Consider the following 26,446-nt stretch of genomic DNA (forward strand, 5'->3'; position numbering starts at 1 on the left):
CGGGGTTATTAATACGCTTCGCTGCAAATCATTCAAACAACCAGTCAATTTCTACTTTCACGCCATCTTCGGTTAAGCCGGCATCATACACCGGTATTATTGCATCATCGTTTACAAAGCCCAATATTAAGCAAACACCTTTTGCTAATTTCATTTGATTTTTACCTGCCGGAAAACTATACGTATGAATATTCACCGGCGGCATTCCCTTTATCACCATTGCATTGGCTATTTTTATTTCTGCCTGCCCGTAATCATTGGCACTGGCATTGGTTTCTAATTCCGGTTCTTTTAAAAAAGTAGTGTCTTTTGAAAATGCAGCTTTTTGCTTTTTAAAATAGCCCACCAGTATTTTTACAGGCTTATCACATACAAAACTAAAAGAGCCGCTTTCGCTTACCAGTTGTTGATATCCGAAGTTCACGCCCATCAACCCTTTCAATTCCGGTGCAAAAGACATTATTTCAAGGCTCGTGTCAGCGAATATTTTTGTCCCTTTTTCAATTATAAAATATGCCCCGGAAGTATCTATCGTTCTTACTACCGCATTAGCCAATGGCGCAGCCTCAGCTTTCACAACGGCAACCGCCTGTTTCAATGAATCCATCCTGGTTTTAAATGTGGCCAGTTCTGTTTCAAAAACCGGTAACATTTCCTTCCAGCTTTTAAAAGTTCCATTAACGCCACGCATGGGTATTTTGCGTTGCTGTGTTTGCATGCTGTTGGCATACAGGTAGCTGCCTTGCGTTAAAGCCACCAGTTCTTTATAACTGCTTACACTTTTTTCCAGCAACGGCATGGCTTTTTTCAGATCATTGATATCATCAGAATATTTATACCGTAATACATTTAATGCCGCAGCAGTTTTTGCTGCATAATGATAAGCCAGTGCTTTATAACAAAGCATATCATTTTTGATGCGCCCAAATTCTTCTTTATTTTTCCTGATGTTTTTTTCAACGGCTGTAATGGCGGCCACAGCTTTATCGCCATGTTGTTTTACTTCACCGATGATCTGCACCGGCGTTTCTCCGATATGCTTTTGCTGCTTCCATTCTTTCTCTGCGTATTGGGTAAGCATTTCGCCTTCCGGACTTTCACCATCATACAATAGTGTAAACAACCCATAACGATAAGGATTGATGAGCTGCGTCATCAGCATACCCAATGTTAATGTTTGGCGGTTGCCATCAGTAATACCAAAGCGGCGTAATAATTTGGGTGCAATCTCCCCGGATTGTTCGTAGGCTTCCAATATTTTTTTGCCGTCTGCTGCAGTACATCCAAATTTTGCAGCCAGTAAATTACTCCAGTAATTGATTTCATCTGCCCTGCTCCTGTTTGCTTTCCATGCATAACGGCTCCAGGCCTTATACCATATCCAGTCTCTTTCTATTTGTAACAGGCGTTTGCCTTTTACACTGTCTGCGCTGTAAGGCCAGTCCCAGTAAGATGCCTGTGGATACAAATGCAAACCGTTGCCCCCCATTACTTCATGCATACCCATCACCGATTGCTGAATAAAATCGGGTGACCCGTACCGAAAGGGTTCAAGATTTGCTAAAATATGTACGTTCTCAATCTGCACACTTCCCAAATGACTTAAAGTCTGATGCAGCTTAGCCCATTCGCCCCTTGGCCTTGGTGTGGTTAATGCTTCACCATTAAATTTCGCCTCGGTATATAAATTTTTATACAGCGGCAAGGCTGCTGCCATTACTGAAGGCGCATCTGTATCATGCGCCCTTAAAACAATTGGCGGTTCTTCTGTTTTTCCTAACGCTTTCAATCCATCCTTTACGCCGGGAATAATTGTTTTAGTAAACCATTCAATATCATCTTTGCCCACTCCCTCCATTGCTTCACCCAAACAAACCATTAAACCAACATTTGGATATTTCTCCACAAATGCTGCAATTGACTTCCTGGTATAATCTGCGATCAATGGAATGATGGGCCTTTCCCTTTCCTGTGTTTTAATATGGTTGTATTCGGCAAATGGTTTTGATACGATGATATTGTAAAACATTTGTATCACCCAGATGCCACGTTTATCAGCTTCGGTAGTGATGAAACGGTACATCTCCTCATTCTTTTTAAAAGTACTGTCATCTACTTCAACCGCATAAGGATAATCTTTTAATCTTACCAATGATGCAAAGGGATGGCCATTCCAGAGATATAAAGAATTCATTCGGTTATCTACCATAGAATCCAGTACCTGCAGCCATAATTTTTTATCGTAGAACCAGGGAAATGTTTCGGGAGTGTAAGGATACTCATATACATTTCTGCCGGGGAGATACGTGGATTTTTGTATGCCGATGCATTGGCCACGGAGCACCATCTCGGGAGCATCGCTTATATTCAATTCTTTTGGATAAGCTTTTAATTTTTCCAAACGGGAGGCGAATTCTAAGCAGCCATACATTAAACCTGTTGCGTCACTTCCTTTGATATAATAATTATTATTTTTTGTAGTTATTGAGTAGCCTTCCTTTTTACCAGGCTCGTAATCAAAATAAATAAAATGATCTTTCTCTGATAAACCAAGTTTTTTTTTAACCGCTGTAATTTTATTCATTCCGAATCCAACCCGTTGCGGCAATATTCTATCAGCTAAACCAACCTGTGCAATTAAAACAGGGCTATACAATACCAGCAATATGAAAAACAATTTGTTCATCAGTAAAAATTATATCCCTTTTGTCAACGTGGGTTTCAATAAACAACAAGAAATCACATGGTCAGACCTGGGCGTCAGACCATGTATGATCATTTAACCACCGCCAGCTCATTCAAATATTTTTCCAGCATCGTAAATCCATCTGCGCCCACTTTATTCCCATCGCTGGCATCATTGGGATTTAAATTATTTTTTTTCTCCCACTCATCAGGCATACCATCTTCATCAGTATCAACAGGAGCAACACCGTTTTTAAATTCACCCCAGCCACCTACTGCAATCGGAGAATCGATGATCCCTGCTTTTCCAAACACCCCCATCCCGGTTGCAGTGCCTGTTTTTGTTTCGTTGATCACTCTTGTATCTACCGCATCTCTCCTGGGGAGTACTGCACCGCAATATTTCAACACTTCTTCATAAGCATCCATTGCATTTTGTTCCGGTAGCGGCACAGTTATTGTAAAAGCTGTTTTTGATTTTGACATGTCTGCTTCTCCGGATTCTGTAAGATCGAGTCCCTCAAAATTCTTTTTCGTCATGCGTTTATCGTCTGCCATAATATTGCCATTCAAATACCATTCAGCAGTGCCTTTTGTTTTTTCTGCTTCAAACGAAGCATGCACAAATTTTAAAGCAGATGGCGTGGCCGGCCCTGGTTTGTAATAATTGCTGACGATATTAATTTGAGATACACCTCCGGCAATATTTACTTCGCCACCATAGCAGGCATTGGGATTGCCCCAGTTGTAAATTACATTATTACGGTAATCAATAACCGCCATGGTATCATGTGCCCTTGCACCATCAAAGCGCACTGCCCTACTATTCTGATGTGCAATTAAATTGTGGTGATAGGTTGCGTACTGTCCGCCCCATACACCGCCATAAGAACGATGGCCTTTGGCATGGCCGGCTTCATACAGGCCTTCGCTTACAATACACCATTGCACGGTAGTATATTTTGTATCGTACATGGCAGCACATTCTTCATTGGCCCAGCTAAAACTGCAATGATCAATAATAACGTCATGACAGTTCTCCATATCATAACCATACAAACCGGTCTTTAAAGTTCCACCGGGACGAGAACGGATAAAGCGGATAATAATATTGCCATGATTACCTTTTGCAGCAGCGCCATTTAAAATTAAAGATTGATTTTTTAAACAGATACCATCACCCGGTGCTGTTTGTCCCGCAATGGTAAGGTTAGATCTTTTGATCTGTATCTTATTTTTCAATTCAATAATACCCGATACTTTAAAGATCACCGTCAGCGGTTCTCCCGGAAACTTTTCCAATGCACTCCTGAAACTGCCTTCGCCATCATCATTTAAATTGGTAACGAAAGCCACTTTGCCTCCTCTGCCTCCCGTTGCATACTTACCAAAACCTTCCGCACCCGGAAAAGCTATTTGCTGAGCAAATAAAATCTGTTGCAATAAAACAGCTGTAACGATTAAAAATAATTTCACTTTATATTTTTTTACTACTTTTTTCATGCATTTGATTTTGCCTTTTTTATCACCAAACCTTTTACTATTCCAGGGCCTTAAATTTGCACCTATCGTTCCTACGGAACGAAAAGCATTCTTGCATTTATTATTACCCACCTGATGTTCCTACGGAACAGAAAATACATTTTTATTAATCACTTAGATTGTTTTCCGTTTTAATGAAGTACCAATCTGAGTTCCCCTGAATTTATCCCGATCCTTATCGGGAAGGGACAGGAGTTCCCCCGCTCTCACTACTCTCATATGCCGCTTCCATACATGCCATGGTATGAATGCAATCTTCCACACTATTATCAGGTGTTGCAATTGTTCCTTCTGCGGCCAGCATCATCTGGTCCATACTGCCAATAAAGGCATGCGGAAACCAGCTGCCCTCAATATGCATTTGCAGCCATTGCGGTTCCTTGCCTTCTTCCAGTAAAATGTATTCAAAACTATCCGCTTCGCCACGGGGATAATTGATGAGTGCGCCAAAGTTGATGATGACCGCACCTTTTGTTCCCTCAATTTTTATATACGATTGTTGCTTGGGAGTTCCGTAGTTGTGGCAATGATTGGTAAGAATATTTGCTCTTATCATATCGCCATAGTCCATAATAATATTACTGCGAACAGAAGCCAGTTGCGGCATTGATGGATGCCTGGTGGTTTTGGCATACATCGAATTGGGATTGCCCAATAAATTTCTAACCAGGTCGATGTAATGGATGCTGTGGTATAAAATTTCCACTCTTGGTGCAGCCTGTAAAAAATCCCAGATATGCCAGGGCGTATATACATTTACATTCACTTCAATATCATTCAGCGCTCCCAGTAAATGTTTATTGATCAGTTCTTTGGCTGCTAAAATATAAGGGGCATACCGCAATTGAAAATTAATACCCGCCAGCATTTTTTTTTGCTGCGTGAGCTGTAGTATTTTTTTTGCTTCCTCATAATTTTCTCCCATAGGTTTTTGCAACAGCACTGTTGCAGCCTCCGGCAATTCATGCAACAAAGCCATGGTTTGCGAACCGGGAACAGCCACATCAAAAATAGCGTTGGCAGGTGCATGTGCTATCATATCTGCCACGCTGGTAAATACATGAGGCACATTAAAATCTGCTGCTGTAGCAATGGCTTTTGCATTATCAATATCATAAATACCCTGCACGTTAAAGCCTGCAATTGTATAAGCAGGCAAGTGTGCCGCATTGATAATGCCACCGGCCCCGATGATATACACCGGGTTTATTTTAGATGATCGGGGAATATAGTGCAACATCAATTATATCGGCTTTCAATTTTATTAATTCTTCTAAACTTATATCACCGGGTAATTTTTATACTTTATCAACGCTGCATTTACAGCCCTCCCAGGTAATTACCATAAGTTAGCAATAATACTGCAGTAATTAAAACGGCCAGTGCAAGAATTAACAAACGCATAGTAATTGCACTGCAATTCTTCCATTCCTTCATTAACAAGCCTGCTACAGAGCTGAATAATACCAGCATGATCATGTGAATGGCCCAGCTTGTAAATTTATAATTCCCCATACGCACATGGCCAAGGCCGTAAAAGAAAAATTGCCCGTACCATAAGCAACCTGTTAATAACGACATGAAATAATTTTTTACCAGGCTATTATTACCGGCTGTAAAAAATTGCCCGAAAGTTTTTTCTTTGTTGTGCAGGTACAAACAATATAATAAGGTGGTTACAAATGCCCCGGAATTAGAAAAGATATAGATCACATTGCCCTGGAAATTTGCAGCACCATGTTTTGCCGCCACATCTGCAATGGGTTGCCCCTGGTCTAATGAAAAGCCATACAGCGCTGATAATATTCCTGCCAGTATACAAAGCGGCAATCCTTTTGCTAAAGAAAATGCTGATGTATTGTTTTGATCCTTCTCAATATCTTTTTCTTTATTGCGGCCGGCTAAACCACATAACGCAATACCAATAGCGCCCAATACAATTCCGGTAATTAAATACGCAGCGCCATTACTTTTTAATACTTCTCCCAATGTACCATGTACCAATGGCGGCAATAAAGTACCCAATACGCAACTGATACCAACAGCAATGGCATAGGTTAATGAAAAGCCTACATATCTTATTGCAATACCAAATGCAGTACCCCCAATACCATAAGCCATACCCAATAAAAAAGATCTTACCATGGCAGATGATGGTGCTTCCTGCAATACCGTCATTAAATCGGGAATGGTAATGAATGCCATGATAACCGGCAATGCCAGCCAGCAGATAAATGCCTGTGCCAGCCAATAGGTTTGCCAGCTCCAGCCCACCACTTTTTTCTCAGGTGTGTAACACAGCGCAGCACTTGATGCACCTGTAGCATGAAACAATACTCCGTTGATCAATTCCATTTTATTGCTGCGTTGTTTTATAGATTGTAAAATTGCTGTGCGTTGCTGTAAAAAACTTTATCGCTGTCGTGTGTGTCAAGCAAATCGTTAATCACTTCTTTATATACATTCCATACTTTAGTATAAGACCCTGCTAATAATGCCACCGGCCAATCACCCCCGCAAAAACAACGGTCAGTGCCAAAGTGCTGCAAGGCAAAATTCACATAAGGTTTAATTGCTGCAGTATTCCAGTTGTCAAAATCTCCCGAGGTGGTTCCCAATCCTGAAATTTTTGCATAGCAATTTTTATGTTGTGCCGCAACTTTCATCAGCTCTCCCCATCTGCCAAACTGCTCTTTGGTTTTTATTGGCGGCTGCCCTAAATGATCAAATACCATTTTAAGATCGGGCACTTTTTCTGCTACCGCCAAAGCGGTTTCAATATGTTCGGGCAACACCGCCACCACATCAAAAGGAATATGTTTTTCTTCCAGTATGGTTAAACTATCTATTACAGCAGGCTGCAACAACCATTTAGTATCCTGTTCATCATGTATCTGGTGGCGTATGCCTTTACAATATTTTTCTTTCAGTAATTGCACTTCCAGTATTTCCAATGTTGCATTAGGGTCCATTAACGGCAACCATGCCACCACTCCTTTTATCCATGGTGTTTGATAAGCTGTTTCCAGCATCAGTTGCGTATCTTCCATATTACCACTGGCCTGTACCAATACGCCGCATGAAATACCCGCCTGCTCTCTTGCTTCATGTAATTGTTCAATACCCCAGGTTTGATTTAAAATGGAAGTATCATTTTGCAACCAGGGGTAAGCTGCCCGCTGCAAATCCCAAACATGTATATGTGTATCAATTATGCGTTGCATCGTTAGGGCTAAAATAAGCGCTGTAATTATTTTTCCTGGAAAATTTTCTCCAGCTCAAATTGCTTGTCAATCGTTTCATTATGTTCTCCCAGTTGCGGCGCTCCTTTATCAGCCACTAAATATTTTCCATCCACCCTTATCGGGCATCTTGTAGTAGTGATAGCAAGGCCGTTACTGGTTTGCACTGTAATTTCCATATTCAGCACTTTATAACCATCCTGCTGTACCAGTTTATCGTAATCCATTACCGGCGCACACCAGATATCTGCTTTTTCCAATACATTTAACCAGAATGCAGCACTATTGGTAAGCAAATGATCGGCCAGTATTTTTTTTATTTCATCTCTTTTTTCAAACCAGCTGTTACTATCACCATATATACGCAAAGGCTCGCATTGCAATAAGGCCGACAAAGTTAAAATATCACTCATTGCCAAAGCAATATAGCCATCATTTGTTTTATAAATACCATAGGGCGCTGCAATGTAGGCGTGGGCACTGTTTACCGCACCACGAACGGGCAGCTGGTTGCCATCATTATAATAAGAAGTGAGAACTTCAAACTGGAAATCGAGAATGCTTTCAAACATATTCACCTGCACCAGTGCTCCTTCGCCGCTGATAGTTCTTTTATACAAGGTGGCTAAAATGCCCTGTGCAATATGTGTGCCTGCCATAATATCCACCACTGCAACCCCCATTGGTGTGGGGCTTTCGGTATTATTATTACTTAACCAGGTTAAGCCTGATGCTGCCTGCAATAAAAGGTCTTGTCCCGGCAGGTCTTTCCAGGGCCCTTCGTTGCCATAGCCGCTTATTTCTGCATAAATTATTGAGGGATTGATCTGCTTCACTGTTTCATAATCTAACCCGATACGGTCCATTACACCAGGGCGGAAATTATGCATCATTACGTCTGCCTTTGCCAATAGTTGTTTTACTTTTTCCAAATCATCTGCATCCTTTAAATCTGCAGCATAGCTTTGTTTGTTGCGGTTGATGGCATGAAAAATAGTGGACTCGCCTTCTATCATTACATCCGATACATACAATTGCCTGCAGATATCTCCATTACCCGGTTTCTCAATTTTTATCACCTGTGCCCCCATATCTGCCAAACGCAATGCGGCAGACGGGCCCGATAAAAACTGGCTGAAATCAACAACAATAATATCTTCTAATAAATTCATACCCCTATCCCCTAAATGGGTATTTTTTGTGTTATACATTTTTTTGAACCCGTCATTTTATTTCTATTTAGCTTCATTGGCAAAGTTTATCCCGAAAGCATTCGGGGCACTCTTGTGCAGCAAATCTTCATTGAGCATTAATTATGTTTTGCTAAAAGCACCTGTCGTCCCTGCGGAACTTAATAAATCCAATATTTTTTTCTTTCTACCCACCTGCGTTCCTATGGAACATAAAGCACCATCTATCTCTACAAGTATTGAATGCTATTCAGCAATCAAAAAATCTTTTTTTATTTTTTCATTATCCGCACCTAATTGCGGCGCCGGTTTATCGGCATATATTTTTTTACCATTGATACGAATGGGGCATCTTGTAGTAACTATTTTTTCGTTACCTGCATAAATCACCTGCTCCATGGCCAATACTTTATAGGCTTCATGATTGATGAGCTGCTCCCAATCCAGTACTTCCATTGCCCAAAGGCCTTCGCTCTGCAAACGCATTAACCAATGGCTGGTATTTTGTGTAATGATATGTGTTGCCAGTATTTTTTTTATCACATCTCTTTCTGCAAACGCCTGCTCCTGCGAAAAGTTTTCCAATGCTTTACATTCAATGGCATTAGTAAGGAGTTTTATATCCATCATGGCCAATGCCAGAAATCCATCTGCCGTTTTATAAATGCCATATGGTGCCCCAAGTAGCGGATGGCCGTTATTAATTTTACTTCTTTGTGGTTGCCGGTGATTGGTATAGTAAGTAGTGAGCAATTCAAATTGAAAATCCAGTAACGATTCCATTAAGCTGATCTCAATTAATGCACCTGTATTTTTTTTCTGCCTTCTTATCAGTGCACCTAAAATACCCTGCACCAATTGTGCCCCACATAAAATATCGGCAATAGAAATGCCAAAAGGTACCGGGCCATTGGTACCATTACCCGTTGTAAACGCAAGCCCTGTAATGGATTGCAACAACAGGTCCTGCCCCGGTTTATTCTGCCATGGCCCTTCTTTGCCATAACCGGATATTACGGCATAAATGATACGTGGATTAATTTGCTGTACTGCTTCATAACCAAAGCCGGCTTTTTCCATTACACCGGGGCGAAAATTATGCATCACCACATCTGCTTTTGCGATCAGTTTTTTCACCACCGCAAGGTCTGCTGCATTTTTAAGATCGGCAGTAAAACTTTCTTTATTGCGGTTGATGGTATGAAATAATAAAGAATTATCATCTACCCATAAATTCTTGATCGCTAATTTTCTACCGGCATCCCCTTTGCCCGGCCTTTCAATTTTTATCACTCTTGCTCCCAGGTCGGCCAAACGCAAACCTGCCGAAGGGCCGGAAAGGTATTGACTGAACTCCAGTACCACTAGTCCTTTTAAAGGTAAGTTCATCATGCTGCAACAATATTATTTTGGTGAAGCAGGCTCTGCTGGTATATTGTATTCATTTCCTGTAATGCTTTAAGCGGATCTTCATTTTGCATGATACATTTTTGCAAAGGCGTGCCTGCATGATCCTGGAAATGCAGGTACCCGTTGTACCGCGGCCGTACATAACCATTCTCCATTACGGGCAATACGTTCTTAAAAAATCCATTCGTTAAATGATTGGCATCATCATCCGTCCATGCGCTGCGATGGCCCGGCTGCCCGCCATGCTGCACATATAGTGTACGTTGCATTTCGGCGGATACTACCCATTCTGCAAAATCAACTGCAATAGCGCTGTGTTTGCTGAATGCCGATACGGCTAAGCCCGTTCCTCCAATAGTAGTTTGTAATTTATTTTTATTGAGTGTAACCACATCTGCATATTGCAACACATTTTTTGCATAACCCGTTCTTGAATAGTTGGAATACCCGTAAGCAAAAGGGCAATACCAGTATTCATCTGTTGTGCTCATCAGTTCTGCCACAGCAATAGGATTACAGGTAAACATTTTTTTATCTACCAGCGAATACAGTTCCTTCATGGTTTCAATAGCCTGCACACCTGTAGCGTCATCAATTATTTTGTCTTTGTGCTCAAATGGTTTTTGTCCATGGGCAATACAAAAACTGTAAAAATTCATCAGCAGGTCAATCGGTATGGCAGGCACGGCTACTTTACCAAATCTTGCCAGCGTAAGTACATCATTCCATTGTTGCGGCAGCATAATGTTATGCTTCATCAAAAGATCTTTTCTAAAACTTGCTGCCGGCGTTGCTGCATCAATGGCCAATGCCCATTGTTTATTTTTATAATTATAACTTTCGTGGGAATAACCTACCGAATTGTTTAACTGATCCTGTAAATAGTCTGCTGATAAATATTCATCTAAAGGCAATACGCAATTGGTTGCCGCAGCACAACCCACCCAGGGATGATCGATGATCAAAAGATCGTATTGTTCCGTTAACTTTTCAATAGGGAAATCGGCAAATTCCTGCAGGCTTCTTTTCTTCCATTGTATTTCTATACCGGGATGCAATTCGCTGTAACGCTGCGAAGCTGCCAGCAACGGCGTAATGCCCCTGCTATGCCCCCATGTTATGCCTTGCAAAACTATCCCTGCCATTTTAAATGTCTTTTTTATTCACTAGTAAAATATGTTCGCACAGCATTACTAATTCATGATGCTGGTTAAAAGCTTCCACCAATTCTGTTACTAAACCAAAGCCTGGCTTTTTATGCTCCTTTTTATCTTTAATGGTAATGGTAACTTTTATGGTATCGCCTATAAAAACAGGTTTAATAAAACGTAGTCGCTCATAACCGTAGGTCATGGCGGTTTCATTTACAAGATCGGCTGTAAGGCCAACTGCAATGGTAAAAATTAATGTACCATGTGCTATACGTTTTTTAAAGGGCTGTGTTTTACACCATTCTTCGTCCATATGATGCGGAAAAAAATCGCCAGACTGGCCTGCATGAATTACAATATCGGTTTCGGTAACCGTACGCCCTTTGGTTTGGCGAATGTTATTGAGTTCAAATTCTTCAAAATATTTTTTTACAAACATGATAGCGCTGCACCCTGCAGTTTGGTTAATGGTACTTCTTTGTTAAGCTGAAATTGCAGCAGTTGGTGTAATGGGCAGTAGGATTAATACCTGGAATGCGATACGAAAACAAAATATCATACAGCAATTTTGTCCATCAATTCAACCATTTACAATCGTAAGCCTGCAAAGTTTTCTGATCTTAAAAAACACCTGCAAAACTGAACTTCAAATTAAAAACAAACAGGCCGGTATTCAATGTAAGGTTTTACTGTAATGATGGCAGATTTTACTATATGAACTGTTAAAGAACAAAAGCAATGCTTATAACTCATTGGCTCCGCAAGGTTTCTGTAGTTGTAAGCAATACCGTTATTGTTCCGTAATGCAGCTCGTTTTGTTTGATCACAATCAATCTAACTGCTAACTATTGTCATAAAAAACGGCCCTTGGTACGGGTAATTTTGATAAAACTTGATTGTATGGAAAAGATATTACTGGCATTGGATGCTGAAAATCCTAACAAAAATGCGTTGGAATTTGCCTGTTACCTGGGCAGGTTAACCAAATCAAAAATAACAGGCGTTTTTTTAGAAAATATGGAGCCGGCGGTAAGGCCTGTGGTGCATCAATTACACAGCATGACCACACTGGATTGGAAAGAGAAGGAAAATGCTGATGTACGCATGGCTAAACAGGAGCAGGTGATTGAAAGAAACATTGCCATGTTTAAAGAAAGTTGTATTACAAGAGATGTGAATTATTACATTCACCTGGACCGTGGCATGCCATTGCAGGAATTGGTTGCAGAAAGCCGTTTTGCAGATATTTTAATTACAGATGCGGCCTTATCCTTACACCACCAGTTTACGGGTGTGCCTTCTGAATTTGTACGCACCCTGCTTAAAACTGCCGAATGCCCGGTAATAATTGCACCCGAAAAATATGAAGCACTTGATGAGTTGGTATTTACTTATAATGGAGCCGCATCATCTGTTTTTGCTATTAAACAATTCACGTACCTTTTTCCGCAATTATCTAATGCTAAAACCACCATCGTACAGGTAAACGAAGAAGGGGAATGGAACGGCACCGATAAATTCAAATTCAAAGAGTGGCTTAACGACCATTATACCAACCTGCATTTTGAAGTATTAAAAGGCAGTGCCGGCACTAAATTATTCGACTACCTGTTTAAGAAAAGAAATATGTTTTTAGTAATGGGTGCTTATGGCAGAAACGGGTTATCAGAGTTTTTTAAAAAGAACCCCGCCGATTTTTTAATGAAAGTTGTAACACAACCTATTTTTATTGCACACCTGTAATTAAACCGGCAAAAATTTTATGAAGCTGAATAAAGAATGGCACCTCGCTCACCCCATGCCTGCAAACGCCACGCCCGGGCAACGTATGCAATGGCATATAGCACATGCGCAACATTGCCGGTGCCGGCCAATGCCTGCATCAATAAAAGCGGCCATAAAAAAGCAAAGCAAAACTAAATTATCATGAAAGGTTTGGATAATCAGCTCTATGTGATATTGCTTTTAATTTCAAACGGCATTGCTTTATTACAGTTGATAGCTGCCCTTAAATGGCCGGGCTGGGCAAGGCTTTCATTCTTTTTACTTTTTGCATGGGCCTGCTGGATGAACTGGACCACATCGCAGCAAACACCCGGGGTTTATATCGACTATGCCAATCTTACCTGGAGCCACTGGTACAGCAATTTCATTCATGGTTGGTTTGCGGCGCATATTCAATTGGCTGTTGGTGCAATTGCTGTTTGCCAGGGATTAATTGCAATAACCATGCTACTTAAAGGATGGATCTTTAAAGCCGGCTGTACCGGAGCCATTATATTTTTACTATGCATAGTACCGTTTGGCGTAGGCTCCGGCTTTCCGGCTACAGTTGTTATGGCGGCCGCAATAGTTATACTGCTGAAAAAGAACCGCAATACATTTATCTGGCAAAAAAGATCTCCCGCCTCCTAATTGCTCAATGCAGTTATTCATCTTTACTGCAATACTTTTAAGTGAGTACAATCAAAGTTAGCAGTGATGGCAGTCAGTGTTTCCAATAATAGTTACAAGTAGTTTCACTATCTAAATTACTTGCTATGAACAAACTCATGACCCCTGAAATACGGGAAATAACAACAGCGGTACATTACCGCCCTGCAGTATCCATCATTATGCCCTTTGACCCTAAAATGGGTTTAAAGAATGAACTGGCGCATTCACTTAAAATTGTAACCGACCGGGTAGAACAGGAATTGCGTAACAATTATCCCGATGAAATTTACAAACTGGTGATTCAAAAACTAAGGGCCCTGATAAAAAACCTCAACTATAATACGCTTAAAAAAAGTATCGCTATTTATGTGTCGCCCGTTTTTGAAAAAGTACTCTACCTTGATATTCCCGTTGAAGAAAAAACAATCATTGATGAATCATTTGAGATACGTGACCTGGTATACAGCAAAAAGCAATTGCACAAATACCTGGTGCTGTTATTAAGTGGTAAGGAAAGCCAGGTGTATCTCGGCAATTCGGACAGCTTTGTAAAAATTGCTTCCAATGTGCCTGAATCCATAGAAGGAAATGAGGCAACAGAAAAAGTAGCCAATTTTACTGCCCCTGCTGAATACAAGGAAATACAAATGGAAAAATTCCTGCACCATATTGATCATGTGCTGGATAATATTTTAACCGCCTATCCCCTGCCACTTTTTGTATTGGGTACCAAAAGAGTACTGGGACATTTTAATAGCCTTACCAAACACAAGGCTGCAGTAGTGGAATACATTTATGGTAATTATGAAGAAGCCGGGTTACCAAAACTGAGAGAGATCTTACTGCCCTATATCACTAACTGGAAGAAGATAAAACAAAAAGACATTCTTAACCAGATTGAAGAGGCTGCAGGTGATAAAAAATTAGCTTACGGCATGCAGGATGTATGGCGTGAAGCCATGAGCCTGAAAGGAAAGTTATTGATTGTAGAAAAGGATTTTATGTATCCTGCAGAACATGGCGGCAGTGAAGATGTGATCTATAAAGCTGACGAAAGATTCAATAAATTTTCTTACATCAAGGATGCAGTTGATGATGTGATGGAAAAGGTACTGGAAAAAGGTGGCGATGTGGAGTTTGTTGACAAAGATGTATTGAAGGACTACCAGAAGATCGCATTGATAAAATATTATTAGGCTTGTATGCTTTAAAAAAATAAATATGGAAAGGTTAAAGAATAAAGTGGCGATAATTACCGGTGCAGCCGGTGGCATGGGTGCCGCTGAAGCTAAATTATTTGCACAGGAAGGTGCAAAGGTACTGGCCACAGATATACAGGAAGACAAATTAAGACGATGGGTATTGCAGGCAAAACAAGAGGGGTTAACTATTGACTACCTGGAACATGATGTAACCAGTGAAGCAGGCTGGCAGCAGGTTGTAAACAAAGCTATCGCCTTGTATGGACAGGTAGATGTGCTGGTGAATAACGCCGGCATATTCCCCGGATTTATGGATGGCGAACAAACCAGCAAGGAACTCTGGGATAAAGTTATTGCCATCAATCTTACCGGCCCGTTCTTAGGCTGCAAAGCATGTATACCTTACCTGAAAAAAGCAGGCGGAGGTTCCATTGTAAATATTGCTTCCATTGCAGGATTGGTAGGAGGTAACGGTGTAGCTTACTCGTCTTCAAAAGGCGGCTTACGTTTATTAAGCAAAGACCTTGCCGTTACATTGGCAAAATATAAAATCCGTGTAAATACAATTTGCCCCGGTGCCGTACTCACCCCCATGACGGAGCATGTTTTGCAACAGCCGGGCATGGATGAAACCATTAAAAATATGTCGCCGCAGGCAAGAGTGGCTGATGCTATAGAAATTGCCTGGGGCGCTTTGTACCTGGCTTCAGATGAATCTTTATTTGTTACAGGCACTGATATTACCATTGACGGTGGCGCAGTGGCCAGGTAAATAATAAAACTGTTTATTAAAAAAATATTTTAATAAATATTCTTATGATTGGCAAATTATCATACGACGAAATAGAGGAAGTGTTACGTACCAATGTATGGGGGCGCATTGGTTGCAATGATGGTGACAAAACCTATGTTGTTCCGGTGAGTTATGTGTACGATGGAAAATCTATTATTGCCCATTCTATGGAAGGCCTGAAAATTACAATGATGAGAACTAACCCAAAAGTATGTTTTGAAGTAGATGAAATAAAAAATTTTAACCACTGGAAAAGTGTGATCATCTGGGGAGAATACCAGGAACTGAAAACGGAAAGAGACAGGCAATCTGCAATGAAACTTTTTACCGGCAATATGATACCTGTTAAGACAAGTAAAGCTTCGCTGCACCAGCATATTGCACCCAAAGCCGGGTATCCGGACCTGCATGAAACCACAAGGCCGGTAATTTACAGGATCATGATAATACATAGCACCGGCAGGTTTGAAATGGAATAATTATTGCCATGCACACCATAAATTGTTACAATAATTTTCAGGCCAGGTGCCTGCAAAGGCACCTCTGTAACGGCCTTTTTGCAGGAAAGAAAGTAGTATAACGGGATGATGTAAAAAATGCAGGCTTTAATATAATACCGGAAAAACTGGTATAACATCAGGCTCAATGCGCTCCGCAGTCCGAATGCTTTTAACCCATACTATTGCCAGGATGATACACTTGCGCCTTTAATTATTAGAGGTAAAGTTGATGCAGGTGCTGGTATGGCAGCAGCAATTGTCCCGTATCTTGCAAAAGAAAAAGCCTTTACATACTTACCGCTAAGGTATGGCTACAGGCCGGTAATGATACATCATGAAAAGAAAGCAGGTTGAAAATATTATCTATACCCATTTTAAAAAACTACAGGTTCACTTTAACAGTTTTGCTTTAACCTGTAATGCTGAAAGCATTCATTTATTCAGAGTAGAATACAAAAAACTAAGGGCCTTTTTAAGGCTTCTTGCTATACAAAAAAAAGGCAGCGGTAAAATTAAAGTATCAAAAAAATTAAAAGAGATTTACCATATTACAGGATCTATACGTGACCTTCAATTACAACAACAGCGAATTACTGCCTTTACAGAAAAGATTGTAAAGAAACCCCTGCACTGCATTGCTATTTTACAGAAAAAAATTGACGAGCTTCAAAAAACATTGCTGCAGTTTTCAATAAAAAAAATTATTGCCCGAAGTAAAAAAAAGATCGGTTTGTTCATACCTGACAGGTTATCAAAAAGTGAATTCCTCATTTTCTTTGCTACTCAACAAGAGACGGCTACCCGTTTTGTATCAGGCAAAAATCTTACTGCCAATAACCTGCACACCATTCGCAAATACCTGAAAGACTTGCTGTACAATTATAAAATTTACAAACAAAACAAAGGCAGCAGGTCAATCACGGTTTGTAATAAAAAAGACGACCATTATTTAAGTGCACTGCTGTTACACCTGGGTAATTTCCAGGAAATAACTACTGCAATTACCCTGTTAAAATTGTGGAGCCCTCCTCTTTCCGATAAAAATAACCGCCGGTTACTGCAACAGGTAAAAGCAAAATGGCTTTCGGAAAAAAGACTTATAAAAAAATTACTGGTAACCGAATTGGATCAATGCTTTTCAATTAAAGAGGCCGGATAAAAATCCAGCCCCGATATATGACCCAATATCCTATGAAAAACTTGCTTAAAAATAGCCCGCTCATAACTGTATGGCAATGGCAATCATCAACCCAACCGATGATTGCGGTCATTGAAAAAAGCCGCCTTTTTTTTTGACCAGCATCAGCAAAAATGATGAGTACGGTCATTTGCACAGGGCACCATTTACTTTACTTTACATACAATTATCACCATTAAAATATTTTTTATGAATAACACTGGTAAAATATTAACCGCTGTGGCAGCAGGTGTTGCAGCCGGTGCAGTTTTAGGTATTTTATTCGCCCCCGATAAAGGCAGCGAAACAAGAAAAAAAATAAATGAACAGGGAAAAAAGATTGCTCATAACGTAAAAGACAGTTTTGAAAAAGGAAAAGAAAAACTGAATGGCTTAAAAGAAGATATCGCAAAAACAGTAAGGGAAAAAGCAGAAGAATTTGCCTGAGCAATCTCTTAAAAAAAAGTAACATGGAAAAGGCATTTGCCAAAGCAGAAGAGCTGGCCGGTACAATAAAAGAGTATGTTAACACAACAATTGAGTCAGCAAAATTAAATGCAGCAGAAAAAAGCTCTGCCATTATTGCCAATACAATGGCCGGGGCAATTGCAGCAGTTGTATTTATACTCTTTATTGTATTTGCCGGCATCGCTTTGGCCTTAGGGCTTGGTGAATGGCTGCAAAAAATATGGGCCGGTTTTTTAATTGTTGCTGCATTGTATTTACTGCTTGGCATCCTGGTATGGAATGCCAGGGAAAAGTTACTGCGCCTGCCCATTATGAATGCCTTTATTAAACAATTATTTACGAGCGGAGAAGATGAAGAAGATTAAAAATATCAAACAACTGTTGCAGGAAAAACAGCGCCTCCAACTTCGCCGGCTGGAGTTGGAAAACAAGTTGCAAGATCAATGGGAAGAGTTAAAGGATTGCATGAAACCTTCAGCCATTGCTGCAACAGCTTTTAGCACGGCTCTTAATAATGTAACTGAAAAAAAATCCGGCAACAACGGCCTGTTAAAAAGTATTTTCGCTTTTGGTGCAACCATACTCACCGATAAGCTGGCAGATAAAGCAGGAGAAAAGATCAGCCATCTCTTTCGCAAAAAACAACCGGCCCGTTAAGGACTTTAATGTATTTAAAATCAACAATACCAGATCCTGCTCACCTCATTACAATTCCCTCCCACGGCCTGTTTCGGCCAGCAATCGTTCTTCACTGTCAACTCTCATAATGCTACCTGATAGCAGTCATAAACTATCAGCCGATTTGTGCATAGCTTATCCCCGGATTTGAGTTGTAAACAACAAGTGTATGACGCATTATTGCCAACACAGGATCATCTTATAAAATTTACCGGCATGAAAAAGATATTATTAATCGAAGACAATGATGATATCCGTAACAACACAGCGGAAATACTCGAGCTATCTAATTACAAAGTAATAGTGGCGGAAAATGGAAAAATTGGTGTGGAAAAAGCGATAGAACATACGCCGGACCTCATCATTTGTGATATTATGATGCCTGTATTGGATGGCTATGGTGTACTGCATGCAGTGCACAGGAATGAGGCCATAAAAAATACCCCTTTTATTTTTTTAACTGCAAAAACAGAACGTGCTGATTTTAGAAAAGGCATGGAAATGGGCGCTGATGATTACATTACAAAACCCTTTAGCGGAACTGAATTATTAAACGCTGTGGAAAGCAGGATCAGGAAAATTGATATGCTTAAACAGGATTTGCAACCCGGCCTGGGAGGTGTGCAGCATTTACTGGAAACATCGTTTGGAAAAGATGCCGTTAAAGATTTTATTGAAGGACGCAATACGAATACCTATAAAAAGAAACAGATCATTTACTCCGAAGGTAACCACCCCAACAGGCTGTATTTTATAATAAAGGGCAAAGTAAAAGTGTATAAAATTAATGATGATGGAAAAGAACTGGTAACTGATCTTTTTAGTGCCGGTGATTTTTTAGGCTATGTGGCACTGATGGAAGAAGCACCTTACAAAGATACCGCCAAAGCACTTGAAGATACAGAAGTAGCTGTGATACCTAAAGAAGACTTTGATGAACTGATCAATAAAAATCCGCAGGTAATGAAAAAATTTGTACAGCTGCTGGCAAAAAATATTTCTGAAAAAGAAAGTCACCTGGTGGGTCTTGCCTATAATTCGTTACGTAAAAAAGTAGCCGAAGCACTTATTATGCTGCAAAAGAAATACCAGGAAGAACTAGGCCAGGAAAATTTTATAATTGACATGAACCGGGAAAGCCTGGCTTCAATTGCCGGCACCGCTAAAGAATCGCTGATACGTACATTAAGTGATTTTAGAAATGAAAAACTGATAGCAATAAAAAGTGATGGCGGCATTAGTATACTGAATCAAAAAAAGCTGGAGCAATTACTGAATTAACTGCTTCACCTATGCTTTTTCGCAGGCCTCTGTATTCTCTAAAAGAAAAGTGTTGAATTCTGTTTTCAGCAGCATAAACTGGCTTTGTGTATTTTCCATATTAACGCTCAGCTTCCGTATCTTTTTCCCCATTTCATGAATTTTGTTGTCGTCCTGCAAAATCTTTTGTACCTGCAGTAATTTATCCAGCTCTGCAATATCATTGCGTATTACCCCGATTATTTCATCCTCCATAATAAAACGGTTATGAAATACTTCTATTTTGCCAAGCAGCATTTTTTCAAAATTGTTTTTTAAAATTTCAGAGATCCTGTTTTTCAGGTGCACATTTTCTTCCATCATAAAAGAAAGCAATCTTTTAATGGCGTCAATCTCAAATTGTAATTGTTGTAATCTTAACTCGGGCATACTTCCTGTTTTAAAACATTACGGATAATTATTTCAGCGTGATTTATTTCTGTTAACATAAAGATATACTGTACCACTACATAGAAAAGCAATTTTCATCACTCCCTCTGCTGACCTTCATCAATCATTCTCCCCGTTACATCTTTATACCAATCATTAGCTGACAGGAATCATTTTAAAAGTTGATCACAGGCATTTTACAATAACAGCAAATACACTTGCTTTGTTCACATCACTTGTATGCTATCACATGAAAATGCTGTTATTAATACTACTTGGTTTTATTGCCTTCACCGCTTTGGCATCCGGGGTAATAATAATCAACCATCCCGATGGTGGCGCCATGCAGTTGCAATTGAATGTACTTGACAGTACCCCTTTTAAAAATTTTCTTATCCCGGGTATTATTTTAACCACTGTTGTTGGTTGCACCAATTTACTGGCATTCATCTTTTGTTTCACTAAATATCCAACAAGATATAACTGGGCAATAGCAGCCGGCATAATGATATGTGGCTGGATCATTGTACAAATGCTATTGATCAATACTATGCACTGGCTGCAATTTGTCTACCTCGGTGCAGGATTATTAGTGATACTGATTGCCTATCAGCTGAAAGGCAAATGGGCCGTATAAATAATTACTGCTTTCACCTTTCAATTTAATCGCATGCTGAAATATATTTTTGCTTTTATCATTCTTATTCATGGGCTCATTCACTGTATGGGTTTTGCCAAAGCGTTTGGGTATGGCAATATCACGGCAATAACAAAAGTGATGTCAAAATCAACAGGCGCATTCTGGCTCATCACTGCCGTATTATTTATAATAACCGCAGTATGGTTCTTCTTAAAAAAAGACAGCTGGCCCATCATTGCAATTACCGCAATTATACTATCGCAAATAGTGATTATTGCTTCGTGGAAGGATGCCAGATACGGCAGCATTGCCAACCTTTTAATTTTGCTGGTAGCTATACCTGCATTGGCAAACAGGTATTTTAATAACAGGGTAGATAAAGAAGTAAAAACTGTATTTGCAAAAGTTCCTCACACCAACAACACTATAATTACAGCTTCAATGTTAACCGGACTGCCACCCATAATACAAAAGTGGCTTACACATTCAGGCGTTATCGGCAGGCAAAAAATAAATACCGTTCGCTTAAAACAAAAAGGCACATTAAAAATAAAACCGGGTGGTAAATGGATGCCTTTTGAAGCCAGCCAGTATTTTACTGTTGAACCGCCTGCTTTTGTATGGAAAGCTGAAGTAGCGATGATGCCGCTGCTCACCTTATATGGAAGGGATAAATTAGAAGATGGCCAGGGCGAATTATTGATAAAAGCACTGTCCCTTTTTCCTGTTGCGCAAGATGGCAATAATGATAAGGTCAACTCTGCTTCTCTCATCCGCTTTCTTTCTGAAACAAGTTTTTTCCCTGGCGCTGCTTTAAGCAATTATATTAAATGGGAGAGCATCGATTCCCTTACCGCAAAAGCCACCATGACTTACAACCGCTACACCGTCTCTGGTATTTTTACATTTAATGATGACGGCGACCTGCTTTCTTTTACTGCCGGCCGGTATTATGGCAGTGATGAAAAAGCAACGGTAGAAAAATGGCTGATCACTGTAACAGGCTATGCAAATTTTAACGGCATCCGCATTCCCTACAAAAACAAAGTAACCTGGCAATTAAAAACAGGCGACTTTACCTGGGCCGATATTGAATTGACTGCACTGGAATTTAATGTACCCAAAGTATATCCCTGAAAAATCAATCGATCTTCTGAAGATATTCTTTCTGGTATTGCCGCGGGGATTTAGCTACAATTTTTTTAAACACCCGGTTAAAACTAACCGCACTGCTGAAGCCGGTATCATAAGCCACGGAAGAGATACTATCAAAACCTCCGGCAGTTATTTTTTTGCAGGCTTCGCTGATGCGGATCTCATTTAAAAAAACAATATAATTTTTTCCGGTTCTTTTTTTAAAATAACGGCAGAAAGCCTGTGGCGTCATGTAAGCAATATCCGCCACCTGCTTTAATTTAATATTTTCCGAATAGTGGCTCATTGTAAACTGGTATACATCATTCATCCGCAGCCCTTCCATATCAGAAAATGAAAATGCGGATGGTATGGTTGATAATTTCTCCCATTCTTTTATGCCCGACATTACATGCAGCATACGTATAAATGCTGCAAGGCGAAGTGCCTGCTTTGCATTTTTTACTTTCAGCATCTCCCCCGTAATTTTATTGTGCTCACCCGAAGGCAGGTGTAGCCCGTAATTAGTACTGTCTGTAAATTTTTTAATGGCTTTTGATTCAGTAAGTTCAAGTATAGGTTTAAAAACACCATTGGGATTAAAAAAGAAAGTGAGGGAATGTACCTGCTTTTTTCTGCGTTTATCAAAATACACCGGATCACTTTTAAAAATATGCGGTTGATTGGCGCCCAGTATATATATGTCGCCGGCTTTAAAAGGTTGCATATAATTACCGGCTATCAAGGTGCCCTCTCCTTTTATTACCCAGGTGATCTGTGTTTCGTTATGCCGGTGTAAATGATTGTAGAAATACGGCAATACATCTTCCTGCACTATTACAGCATGCTCCTTTGCAACCGGTATGGTAAACTGAATTACTTTCATCTTATCCAATATTATCACATTTTTCTTAAAAAAAGATAATTATGGTTAATATTGGTAAAATATTAGTTAAGTATTGCATTCTTTTTAAAGGCGGATACAAATAATTTTGACAAAAAAAATACTGTATGCAAATAGACTGGAAAGGGGTATTTCCCGCAATTACAACCAAGTTTACTGAAGATGATAAACTGGACCTGCCGCTTTATACAAAGAATGTTGAAATTCAGATTAAAGCAGGTATAGATGGATTAATATTAGGCGGTACCCTGGGAGAAGCCAGCGTATTAACCACACAGGAAAAAGAAACCCTGGTAAAACATACCGTTGAAATAGTGAACGGAAGAATACCCGTGTTACTGAATATTGCCGAAGGCTCAACAAGGGAAGCATTGCAACAGGCGCAATATGCAAAGCAATGGGGCGCTAAAGGATTAATGATGCTGCCGCCAATGCGTTATAAAACCGACCACAGGGAAACGGTAAGTTATTTTAAAACAGTAGCCAATTCCACCGATCTGCCAATTATAGTGTATAACAATCCTGTTGATTATAAAACAGAAATCACATTGGATATGTTTGAAGAAATGATTGAGTGCAGCAACATCCAGGCAATAAAGGAATCTACAAGAGACGTATCAAATGTAACCAGGGTAAAAAATCGTTTTGGCAACAGGCTGAAAGTTTTATGTGGTATTGATACTATTGCTATGGAAGAAATGGTGATGGGTGCAGAAGGATGGGTTGGCGGATTGGTGTGTGCCTTTCCTGCCGAAACTGTAGCCATCTACCGCCTGGTAAAAGCAGGTAAAATTGAAGAAGCCTTAAAAATACATCGCTGGTTTTTACCTTTGCTCGAATTGGACCTTCATCCTAAACTGGTACAATATATTAAACTGGCAGAAGCGCAGGCCGGCATTGGCAGCGAATTTGTAAGGGCACCAAGATTAACGCTGGCGGGTGCCGAAAGAGAAGCAGTACTGAAAATAATTGACCATGGTATTGCCACAAGACCGGTTTTGCCTGATTATTTATCACTTTGATATGCTTTTAAAAATAAGTTCACCAGAAAAAAAATTAACGCAACATAAATTAAAGACGATGGACAAGAGTACTATTAACCAGGTAATGTTGCAATCTGCAATGGCATTTGATCAATATAAAAAAACGAAGCCCTTTGAGAGGGCTTCGTTTTTAAAATTAATAGCGACATGTATTGAAAAAAGAAGGGAAGTACTGGTGCAGGCTGCCAATGAAGAAACCAATCTTCCGTTGGCAAGATTAAACGGCGAAATTGGCCGCACTACAGGGCAGTTGACAATGTTTGCATCCTTACTTGAAGAAGGCAGTTGGGTTGAAGCCGTTATTGATATCGCAGATAATAACCGCACACCACCCAAACCCGATACCAGGAAAATGCTTTTACCAACTGGACCTGTAATTGTATTTGGTGCCAGCAATTTTCCCTTTGCATTTTCTACCGCTGGGGGCGATACAGCAAGTGCATTATCTGCCGGCTGCACGGTGGTGGTAAAAGGACATCCTGCACACCCCAAAACATCTTTATTAGTGTACGAGGCCATCACTGAAGCCATGCAATTATCCGGTATGCCTTTGCATACCGTACAGCATGTTGCAGGAGAAGGTAATGATATCGGCAGGGATTTAGTTATACATCCCAATACCGCAGGTGTTGGATTCACCGGTTCTTATAAGGGAGGAAAAGCATTGGTGGAATATGCAAGGCAAAGAGAAATTCCTGTTCCTGTATTTGCAGAAATGAGCAGCATTAACCCGGTTGTTTTTCTGCCCGATACCATGGCACAAAACACAGATACCTTAGCCCAGCAATTTGTGGCTTCATTAAACCTTGGTGCCGGGCAGTTTTGCACCAACCCGGGATTAATGCTGGTAATGGAATGCGATGCATTAAATGATTTTTTATCGAGAATTGAAACGGCTATTGCTGCAGCTGTACCACAAAAAATGTTACACAAGGGCATTTACAATGCATACACTACAGGCGTGCAAAACATGTTGCAGCAAAATAACATTACGCTGCTGGCACAATCTGCACAGCAACCAGCCGCAATGGAAGCACAACCGGGTATTGCTAAAGTTACAGCGGCTCATTTTTTACAAAACCCAAAACTGCACGAAGAAGTATTTGGTCCTTATTCACTGGCCGTTGTTTGCACAAACAGGGAAGATATGATCGCCGTTCTGTCTTCCTTAAAAGGTCAGCTAACGGGAACGATTATGGGAACAGCCGTTGACTTTGAAAATTACCGGGATATTATAGAAATGCAAACTACACTTGCAGGAAGGGTTATCCTTAACGGGGCACCAACAGGAGTTGAAGTTTGTGCCAGCATGGTGCATGGTGGTCCCTACCCCGCCACAACCGATGGCAGGTTTACCTCTGTGGGCACCGCCGCCATTAAACGCTGGGTAAGGCCGGTTTGTTTTCAGAATTTTTCAGGCAACCTTTTACCCGATGCCTTACAAAACAGTAATCCTTTAAATATATGGCGCCTGGTAAATAACCAATTCAGCAAAGACGCTATTCTTTAAAAAATAAATTTTATCATAGTACAATGAAGAAAACTTTTTTATGTGTAGATGCGCATACCTGTGGTAACCCCGTAAGGTTAGTTGCCGGTGGTGGCCCGGTGCTGGAAGGAAAGGACATGAGCGAGAAACGACAGCATTTTCTAAGGGAATACGACTGGATAAGAAAAGGATTAATGTTTGAACCACGTGGCCATGATATGATGAGTGGCAGTATATTATTTCCACCACACGATCCGCAGCACGATGTGGCTGTATTATTTATTGAAACCAGTGGCTGTTTACCCATGTGTGGGCATGGCACTATCGGCACTATTACCATTGCTATAGAAGAAGGATTGATCATTCCGCATACGCCGGGCATTATAAAAATGGAAGCGCCGGCAGGCCTGGTAAATATTACCTATAAAGAAGAAGGCGGAAAAGTAAAATCAGTCAAACTGGTGAATGTTCCGGCCTATCTTGCTGCAACAGAGTTAACAGTAGATTGCCCCGACCTGGGCGAACTGGTAGTTGATGTTTCTTACGGCGGTAATTTTTATGCTATTGTTGATGTACAAAAAAACTTTAAAGGCCTGGAACATTACGCAGCCGACAAATTAATTGCCTGGGCAAGGGAATTGCGTAAACGAATAAACGAAAAATACGAGTTTGTACATCCAGATGATCCCACCATCAACGGCTGTTCGCATATTTTATGGACTGGTGCTGTACTGGATAAAACATCCACCGCAAGAAATGCAGTGTTTTACGGTGATAAAGCTATCGACCGCTCCCCATGCGGTACCGGTACTTCGGCAAGGATGGCCCAATGGTATACCAAAGGCAAATTAAAAAAAGGTGATCTGTTTATTCACGAGAGTATTATCGGTTCAAAATTTATCGGCACAATTGAAGAGGAAACAACGGTGAATGGCAAGCCTGCTATAAGGCCGGGCATAGAAGGTTGGGCAAAAATATATGGTTATAATACTATCTGGATCGATCCCGAAGATGATCCGTATGCTTACGGCTTCCAGGTAATTTAATAAACGATAGACTAAAAGTATTTAAAG

27 protein-coding genes are annotated in these 26,446 nt (G+C 40.3%); 16 read left to right on the top strand and 11 right to left on the bottom strand.

Annotation, left to right across the window (positions count from 1 at the left end; translation table 11 throughout):
- Positions 1-28 precede the first annotated feature (28 nt).
- The 9 genes from ACYVM0_RS13745 to ACYVM0_RS13785 form a co-directional block, all read right to left on the bottom strand.
- Positions 29-2,686 carry an alpha-d-galacturonidase gene (locus ACYVM0_RS13745; RefSeq protein WP_460557912.1) on the bottom strand — a complete coding sequence of 886 codons (2,658 nt, stop codon included), beginning with the start codon at positions 2,684-2,686 and terminating at the stop codon, positions 29-31.
- Between the two features lie 89 nt (positions 2,687-2,775).
- On the bottom strand, positions 2,776-4,188 hold the full coding sequence (locus tag ACYVM0_RS13750) for a pectate lyase (RefSeq protein WP_460557913.1): 1,413 nt from the start codon (positions 4,186-4,188) through the stop codon (positions 2,776-2,778).
- A 214-nt stretch (positions 4,189-4,402) separates the two neighbouring features.
- Complete coding sequence (locus ACYVM0_RS13755) at positions 4,403-5,428, bottom strand: Gfo/Idh/MocA family protein (protein ID WP_460557914.1); 1,026 nt, start codon at positions 5,426-5,428, stop codon at positions 4,403-4,405.
- A gap of 119 nt (positions 5,429-5,547) precedes the next feature.
- Positions 5,548-6,582: an L-rhamnose-proton symporter family protein gene (locus ACYVM0_RS13760; RefSeq protein ID WP_460557915.1), complete on the bottom strand. Its 1,035-nt coding sequence runs from the start codon at positions 6,580-6,582 to the stop codon at positions 5,548-5,550.
- Positions 6,583-6,599: 17 nt separating this feature from the next.
- The gene (locus tag ACYVM0_RS13765) at positions 6,600-7,451 is read right to left on the bottom strand and encodes an amidohydrolase family protein (RefSeq protein WP_460557916.1); all 852 of its coding nucleotides are present in this window, start codon (positions 7,449-7,451) and stop codon (positions 6,600-6,602) included.
- A gap of 26 nt (positions 7,452-7,477) precedes the next feature.
- A complete protein-coding gene (locus ACYVM0_RS13770; protein ID WP_460557917.1) occupies positions 7,478-8,680 on the bottom strand; it encodes a CaiB/BaiF CoA transferase family protein in 1,203 nt (400 codons plus the stop codon).
- A 225-nt stretch (positions 8,681-8,905) separates the two neighbouring features.
- The gene (locus ACYVM0_RS13775; RefSeq protein ID WP_460557918.1) at positions 8,906-10,051 is read right to left on the bottom strand and encodes a CaiB/BaiF CoA transferase family protein; all 1,146 of its coding nucleotides are present in this window, start codon (positions 10,049-10,051) and stop codon (positions 8,906-8,908) included.
- A complete protein-coding gene (locus ACYVM0_RS13780; protein ID WP_460557919.1) occupies positions 10,048-11,214 on the bottom strand; it encodes a type 2 periplasmic-binding domain-containing protein in 1,167 nt (388 codons plus the stop codon). The genes ACYVM0_RS13775 and ACYVM0_RS13780 overlap by 4 nt, the downstream gene beginning before the upstream one ends.
- 1 nt (position 11,215) lies before the next feature.
- Positions 11,216-11,659, bottom strand: a complete 444-nt coding sequence (locus ACYVM0_RS13785) for a MaoC family dehydratase (protein WP_460557920.1) — start codon at positions 11,657-11,659, stop codon at positions 11,216-11,218.
- Positions 11,660-12,120: 461 nt separating this feature from the next.
- Here ACYVM0_RS13785 and ACYVM0_RS13790 point away from each other — a divergent pair, with 461 nt between their 5' ends.
- The 11 genes from ACYVM0_RS13790 to ACYVM0_RS13840 all read left to right on the top strand — a co-directional run bounded on the left by ACYVM0_RS13790 (position 12,121) and on the right by ACYVM0_RS13840 (position 19,755).
- Positions 12,121-12,963, top strand: a complete 843-nt coding sequence (locus ACYVM0_RS13790) for a universal stress protein (protein WP_460557921.1) — start codon at positions 12,121-12,123, stop codon at positions 12,961-12,963.
- A gap of 19 nt (positions 12,964-12,982) precedes the next feature.
- Positions 12,983-13,150, top strand: coding sequence for a hypothetical protein (locus tag ACYVM0_RS13795; RefSeq protein ID WP_460557922.1), 168 nt, complete (start codon positions 12,983-12,985; stop codon positions 13,148-13,150).
- Positions 13,147-13,635 (top strand): hypothetical protein, encoded by a 489-nt coding sequence (locus ACYVM0_RS13800; RefSeq protein ID WP_460557923.1) that lies wholly within the window; start codon positions 13,147-13,149, stop codon positions 13,633-13,635. Before ACYVM0_RS13795 ends, ACYVM0_RS13800 begins: the two co-directional genes overlap by 4 nt.
- Before the next feature lie 125 nt (positions 13,636-13,760).
- Entirely contained in the window at positions 13,761-14,852 is a 1,092-nt protein-coding gene (locus ACYVM0_RS13805) for a baeRF3 domain-containing protein (RefSeq protein ID WP_460557924.1), read from the top strand.
- Positions 14,853-14,877: 25 nt separating this feature from the next.
- Positions 14,878-15,630 carry an SDR family NAD(P)-dependent oxidoreductase gene (locus tag ACYVM0_RS13810; protein WP_460557925.1) on the top strand — a complete coding sequence of 251 codons (753 nt, stop codon included), beginning with the start codon at positions 14,878-14,880 and terminating at the stop codon, positions 15,628-15,630.
- A 44-nt stretch (positions 15,631-15,674) separates the two neighbouring features.
- Positions 15,675-16,130, top strand: a complete 456-nt coding sequence (locus tag ACYVM0_RS13815) for a pyridoxamine 5'-phosphate oxidase family protein (RefSeq protein ID WP_460557926.1) — start codon at positions 15,675-15,677, stop codon at positions 16,128-16,130.
- A gap of 355 nt (positions 16,131-16,485) precedes the next feature.
- A complete protein-coding gene (locus ACYVM0_RS13820; protein ID WP_460557927.1) occupies positions 16,486-17,310 on the top strand; it encodes a CHAD domain-containing protein in 825 nt (274 codons plus the stop codon).
- Between the two features lie 228 nt (positions 17,311-17,538).
- Positions 17,539-17,775 carry a YtxH domain-containing protein gene (locus tag ACYVM0_RS13825; protein WP_460557928.1) on the top strand — a complete coding sequence of 79 codons (237 nt, stop codon included), beginning with the start codon at positions 17,539-17,541 and terminating at the stop codon, positions 17,773-17,775.
- Between the two features lie 23 nt (positions 17,776-17,798).
- On the top strand, positions 17,799-18,161 hold the full coding sequence (locus ACYVM0_RS13830; protein WP_460557929.1) for a phage holin family protein: 363 nt from the start codon (positions 17,799-17,801) through the stop codon (positions 18,159-18,161).
- Positions 18,148-18,453, top strand: coding sequence for a hypothetical protein (locus ACYVM0_RS13835; RefSeq protein WP_460557930.1), 306 nt, complete (start codon positions 18,148-18,150; stop codon positions 18,451-18,453). Before ACYVM0_RS13830 ends, ACYVM0_RS13835 begins: the two co-directional genes overlap by 14 nt.
- Before the next feature lie 237 nt (positions 18,454-18,690).
- Positions 18,691-19,755: a response regulator gene (locus tag ACYVM0_RS13840; RefSeq protein ID WP_460557931.1), complete on the top strand. Its 1,065-nt coding sequence runs from the start codon at positions 18,691-18,693 to the stop codon at positions 19,753-19,755.
- Positions 19,756-19,764: 9 nt separating this feature from the next.
- Here the strand turns inward: ACYVM0_RS13840 and ACYVM0_RS13845 are convergent, their stop codons facing one another.
- Entirely contained in the window at positions 19,765-20,163 is a 399-nt protein-coding gene (locus tag ACYVM0_RS13845; RefSeq protein WP_460557932.1) for a hypothetical protein, read from the bottom strand.
- 250 nt (positions 20,164-20,413) lie between these two features.
- On the opposite strand from ACYVM0_RS13845, the gene ACYVM0_RS13850 reads away from it, so the two are divergent.
- Both ACYVM0_RS13850 and ACYVM0_RS13855 read left to right on the top strand, forming a co-directional pair.
- On the top strand, positions 20,414-20,800 hold the full coding sequence (locus ACYVM0_RS13850; RefSeq protein WP_460557933.1) for a hypothetical protein: 387 nt from the start codon (positions 20,414-20,416) through the stop codon (positions 20,798-20,800).
- Positions 20,801-20,833: 33 nt separating this feature from the next.
- The gene (locus ACYVM0_RS13855; protein WP_460557934.1) at positions 20,834-21,940 is read left to right on the top strand and encodes a DUF6544 family protein; all 1,107 of its coding nucleotides are present in this window, start codon (positions 20,834-20,836) and stop codon (positions 21,938-21,940) included.
- Positions 21,941-21,944: 4 nt separating this feature from the next.
- Here the strand turns inward: ACYVM0_RS13855 and ACYVM0_RS13860 are convergent, their stop codons facing one another.
- Positions 21,945-22,823 (bottom strand): AraC family transcriptional regulator, encoded by an 879-nt coding sequence (locus tag ACYVM0_RS13860; RefSeq protein ID WP_460557935.1) that lies wholly within the window; start codon positions 22,821-22,823, stop codon positions 21,945-21,947.
- Between the two features lie 125 nt (positions 22,824-22,948).
- On the opposite strand from ACYVM0_RS13860, the gene ACYVM0_RS13865 reads away from it, so the two are divergent.
- From ACYVM0_RS13865 to ACYVM0_RS13875, 3 genes are read left to right on the top strand one after another with little or no spacing between them, the layout of a single operon-like run.
- Positions 22,949-23,863 carry a dihydrodipicolinate synthase family protein gene (locus ACYVM0_RS13865; RefSeq protein ID WP_460557936.1) on the top strand — a complete coding sequence of 305 codons (915 nt, stop codon included), beginning with the start codon at positions 22,949-22,951 and terminating at the stop codon, positions 23,861-23,863.
- 1 nt (position 23,864) lies between these two features.
- Positions 23,865-25,394, top strand: a complete 1,530-nt coding sequence (locus ACYVM0_RS13870) for an aldehyde dehydrogenase (NADP(+)) (RefSeq protein ID WP_460557937.1) — start codon at positions 23,865-23,867, stop codon at positions 25,392-25,394.
- 23 nt (positions 25,395-25,417) lie between these two features.
- Positions 25,418-26,419 carry a 4-hydroxyproline epimerase gene (locus ACYVM0_RS13875; RefSeq protein WP_460557938.1) on the top strand — a complete coding sequence of 334 codons (1,002 nt, stop codon included), beginning with the start codon at positions 25,418-25,420 and terminating at the stop codon, positions 26,417-26,419.
- Positions 26,420-26,446 lie beyond the last annotated feature (27 nt).

The sequence above is a fragment of the Ferruginibacter profundus genome (assembly GCF_054783275.1).

Excerpts from the sequence above, each read along its gene's own strand:
- ACYVM0_RS13745 (WP_460557912.1), bottom strand. The coding sequence starts at position 2,686 with ATGAACAAATTGTTTTTCATATTGCTGGTATTGTATAGCCCTGTTTTA.
- ACYVM0_RS13750 (WP_460557913.1), bottom strand. The coding sequence starts at position 4,188 with ATGAAAAAAGTAGTAAAAAAATATAAAGTGAAATTATTTTTAATCGTT.
- ACYVM0_RS13760 (WP_460557915.1), bottom strand. The coding sequence starts at position 6,582 with ATGGAATTGATCAACGGAGTATTGTTTCATGCTACAGGTGCATCAAGT.
- ACYVM0_RS13765 (WP_460557916.1), bottom strand. The coding sequence starts at position 7,451 with ATGCAACGCATAATTGATACACATATACATGTTTGGGATTTGCAGCGG.
- ACYVM0_RS13770 (WP_460557917.1), bottom strand. The coding sequence starts at position 8,680 with ATGTATAACACAAAAAATACCCATTTAGGGGATAGGGGTATGAATTTA.
- ACYVM0_RS13775 (WP_460557918.1), bottom strand. The coding sequence starts at position 10,051 with ATGATGAACTTACCTTTAAAAGGACTAGTGGTACTGGAGTTCAGTCAA.
- ACYVM0_RS13780 (WP_460557919.1), bottom strand. The coding sequence starts at position 11,214 with ATGGCAGGGATAGTTTTGCAAGGCATAACATGGGGGCATAGCAGGGGC.
- ACYVM0_RS13785 (WP_460557920.1), bottom strand. The coding sequence starts at position 11,659 with ATGTTTGTAAAAAAATATTTTGAAGAATTTGAACTCAATAACATTCGC.
- ACYVM0_RS13790 (WP_460557921.1), top strand. The coding sequence starts at position 12,121 with ATGGAAAAGATATTACTGGCATTGGATGCTGAAAATCCTAACAAAAAT.
- ACYVM0_RS13795 (WP_460557922.1), top strand. The coding sequence starts at position 12,983 with ATGAAGCTGAATAAAGAATGGCACCTCGCTCACCCCATGCCTGCAAAC.
- ACYVM0_RS13800 (WP_460557923.1), top strand. The coding sequence starts at position 13,147 with ATGAAAGGTTTGGATAATCAGCTCTATGTGATATTGCTTTTAATTTCA.
- ACYVM0_RS13805 (WP_460557924.1), top strand. The coding sequence starts at position 13,761 with ATGAACAAACTCATGACCCCTGAAATACGGGAAATAACAACAGCGGTA.
- ACYVM0_RS13810 (WP_460557925.1), top strand. The coding sequence starts at position 14,878 with ATGGAAAGGTTAAAGAATAAAGTGGCGATAATTACCGGTGCAGCCGGT.
- ACYVM0_RS13815 (WP_460557926.1), top strand. The coding sequence starts at position 15,675 with ATGATTGGCAAATTATCATACGACGAAATAGAGGAAGTGTTACGTACC.
- ACYVM0_RS13820 (WP_460557927.1), top strand. The coding sequence starts at position 16,486 with ATGAAAAGAAAGCAGGTTGAAAATATTATCTATACCCATTTTAAAAAA.
- ACYVM0_RS13825 (WP_460557928.1), top strand. The coding sequence starts at position 17,539 with ATGAATAACACTGGTAAAATATTAACCGCTGTGGCAGCAGGTGTTGCA.
- ACYVM0_RS13830 (WP_460557929.1), top strand. The coding sequence starts at position 17,799 with ATGGAAAAGGCATTTGCCAAAGCAGAAGAGCTGGCCGGTACAATAAAA.
- ACYVM0_RS13835 (WP_460557930.1), top strand. The coding sequence starts at position 18,148 with ATGAAGAAGATTAAAAATATCAAACAACTGTTGCAGGAAAAACAGCGC.
- ACYVM0_RS13840 (WP_460557931.1), top strand. The coding sequence starts at position 18,691 with ATGAAAAAGATATTATTAATCGAAGACAATGATGATATCCGTAACAAC.
- ACYVM0_RS13845 (WP_460557932.1), bottom strand. The coding sequence starts at position 20,163 with ATGCCCGAGTTAAGATTACAACAATTACAATTTGAGATTGACGCCATT.
- ACYVM0_RS13850 (WP_460557933.1), top strand. The coding sequence starts at position 20,414 with ATGAAAATGCTGTTATTAATACTACTTGGTTTTATTGCCTTCACCGCT.
- ACYVM0_RS13855 (WP_460557934.1), top strand. The coding sequence starts at position 20,834 with ATGCTGAAATATATTTTTGCTTTTATCATTCTTATTCATGGGCTCATT.
- ACYVM0_RS13860 (WP_460557935.1), bottom strand. The coding sequence starts at position 22,823 with ATGAAAGTAATTCAGTTTACCATACCGGTTGCAAAGGAGCATGCTGTA.
- ACYVM0_RS13865 (WP_460557936.1), top strand. The coding sequence starts at position 22,949 with ATGCAAATAGACTGGAAAGGGGTATTTCCCGCAATTACAACCAAGTTT.
- ACYVM0_RS13870 (WP_460557937.1), top strand. The coding sequence starts at position 23,865 with ATGCTTTTAAAAATAAGTTCACCAGAAAAAAAATTAACGCAACATAAA.
- ACYVM0_RS13875 (WP_460557938.1), top strand. The coding sequence starts at position 25,418 with ATGAAGAAAACTTTTTTATGTGTAGATGCGCATACCTGTGGTAACCCC.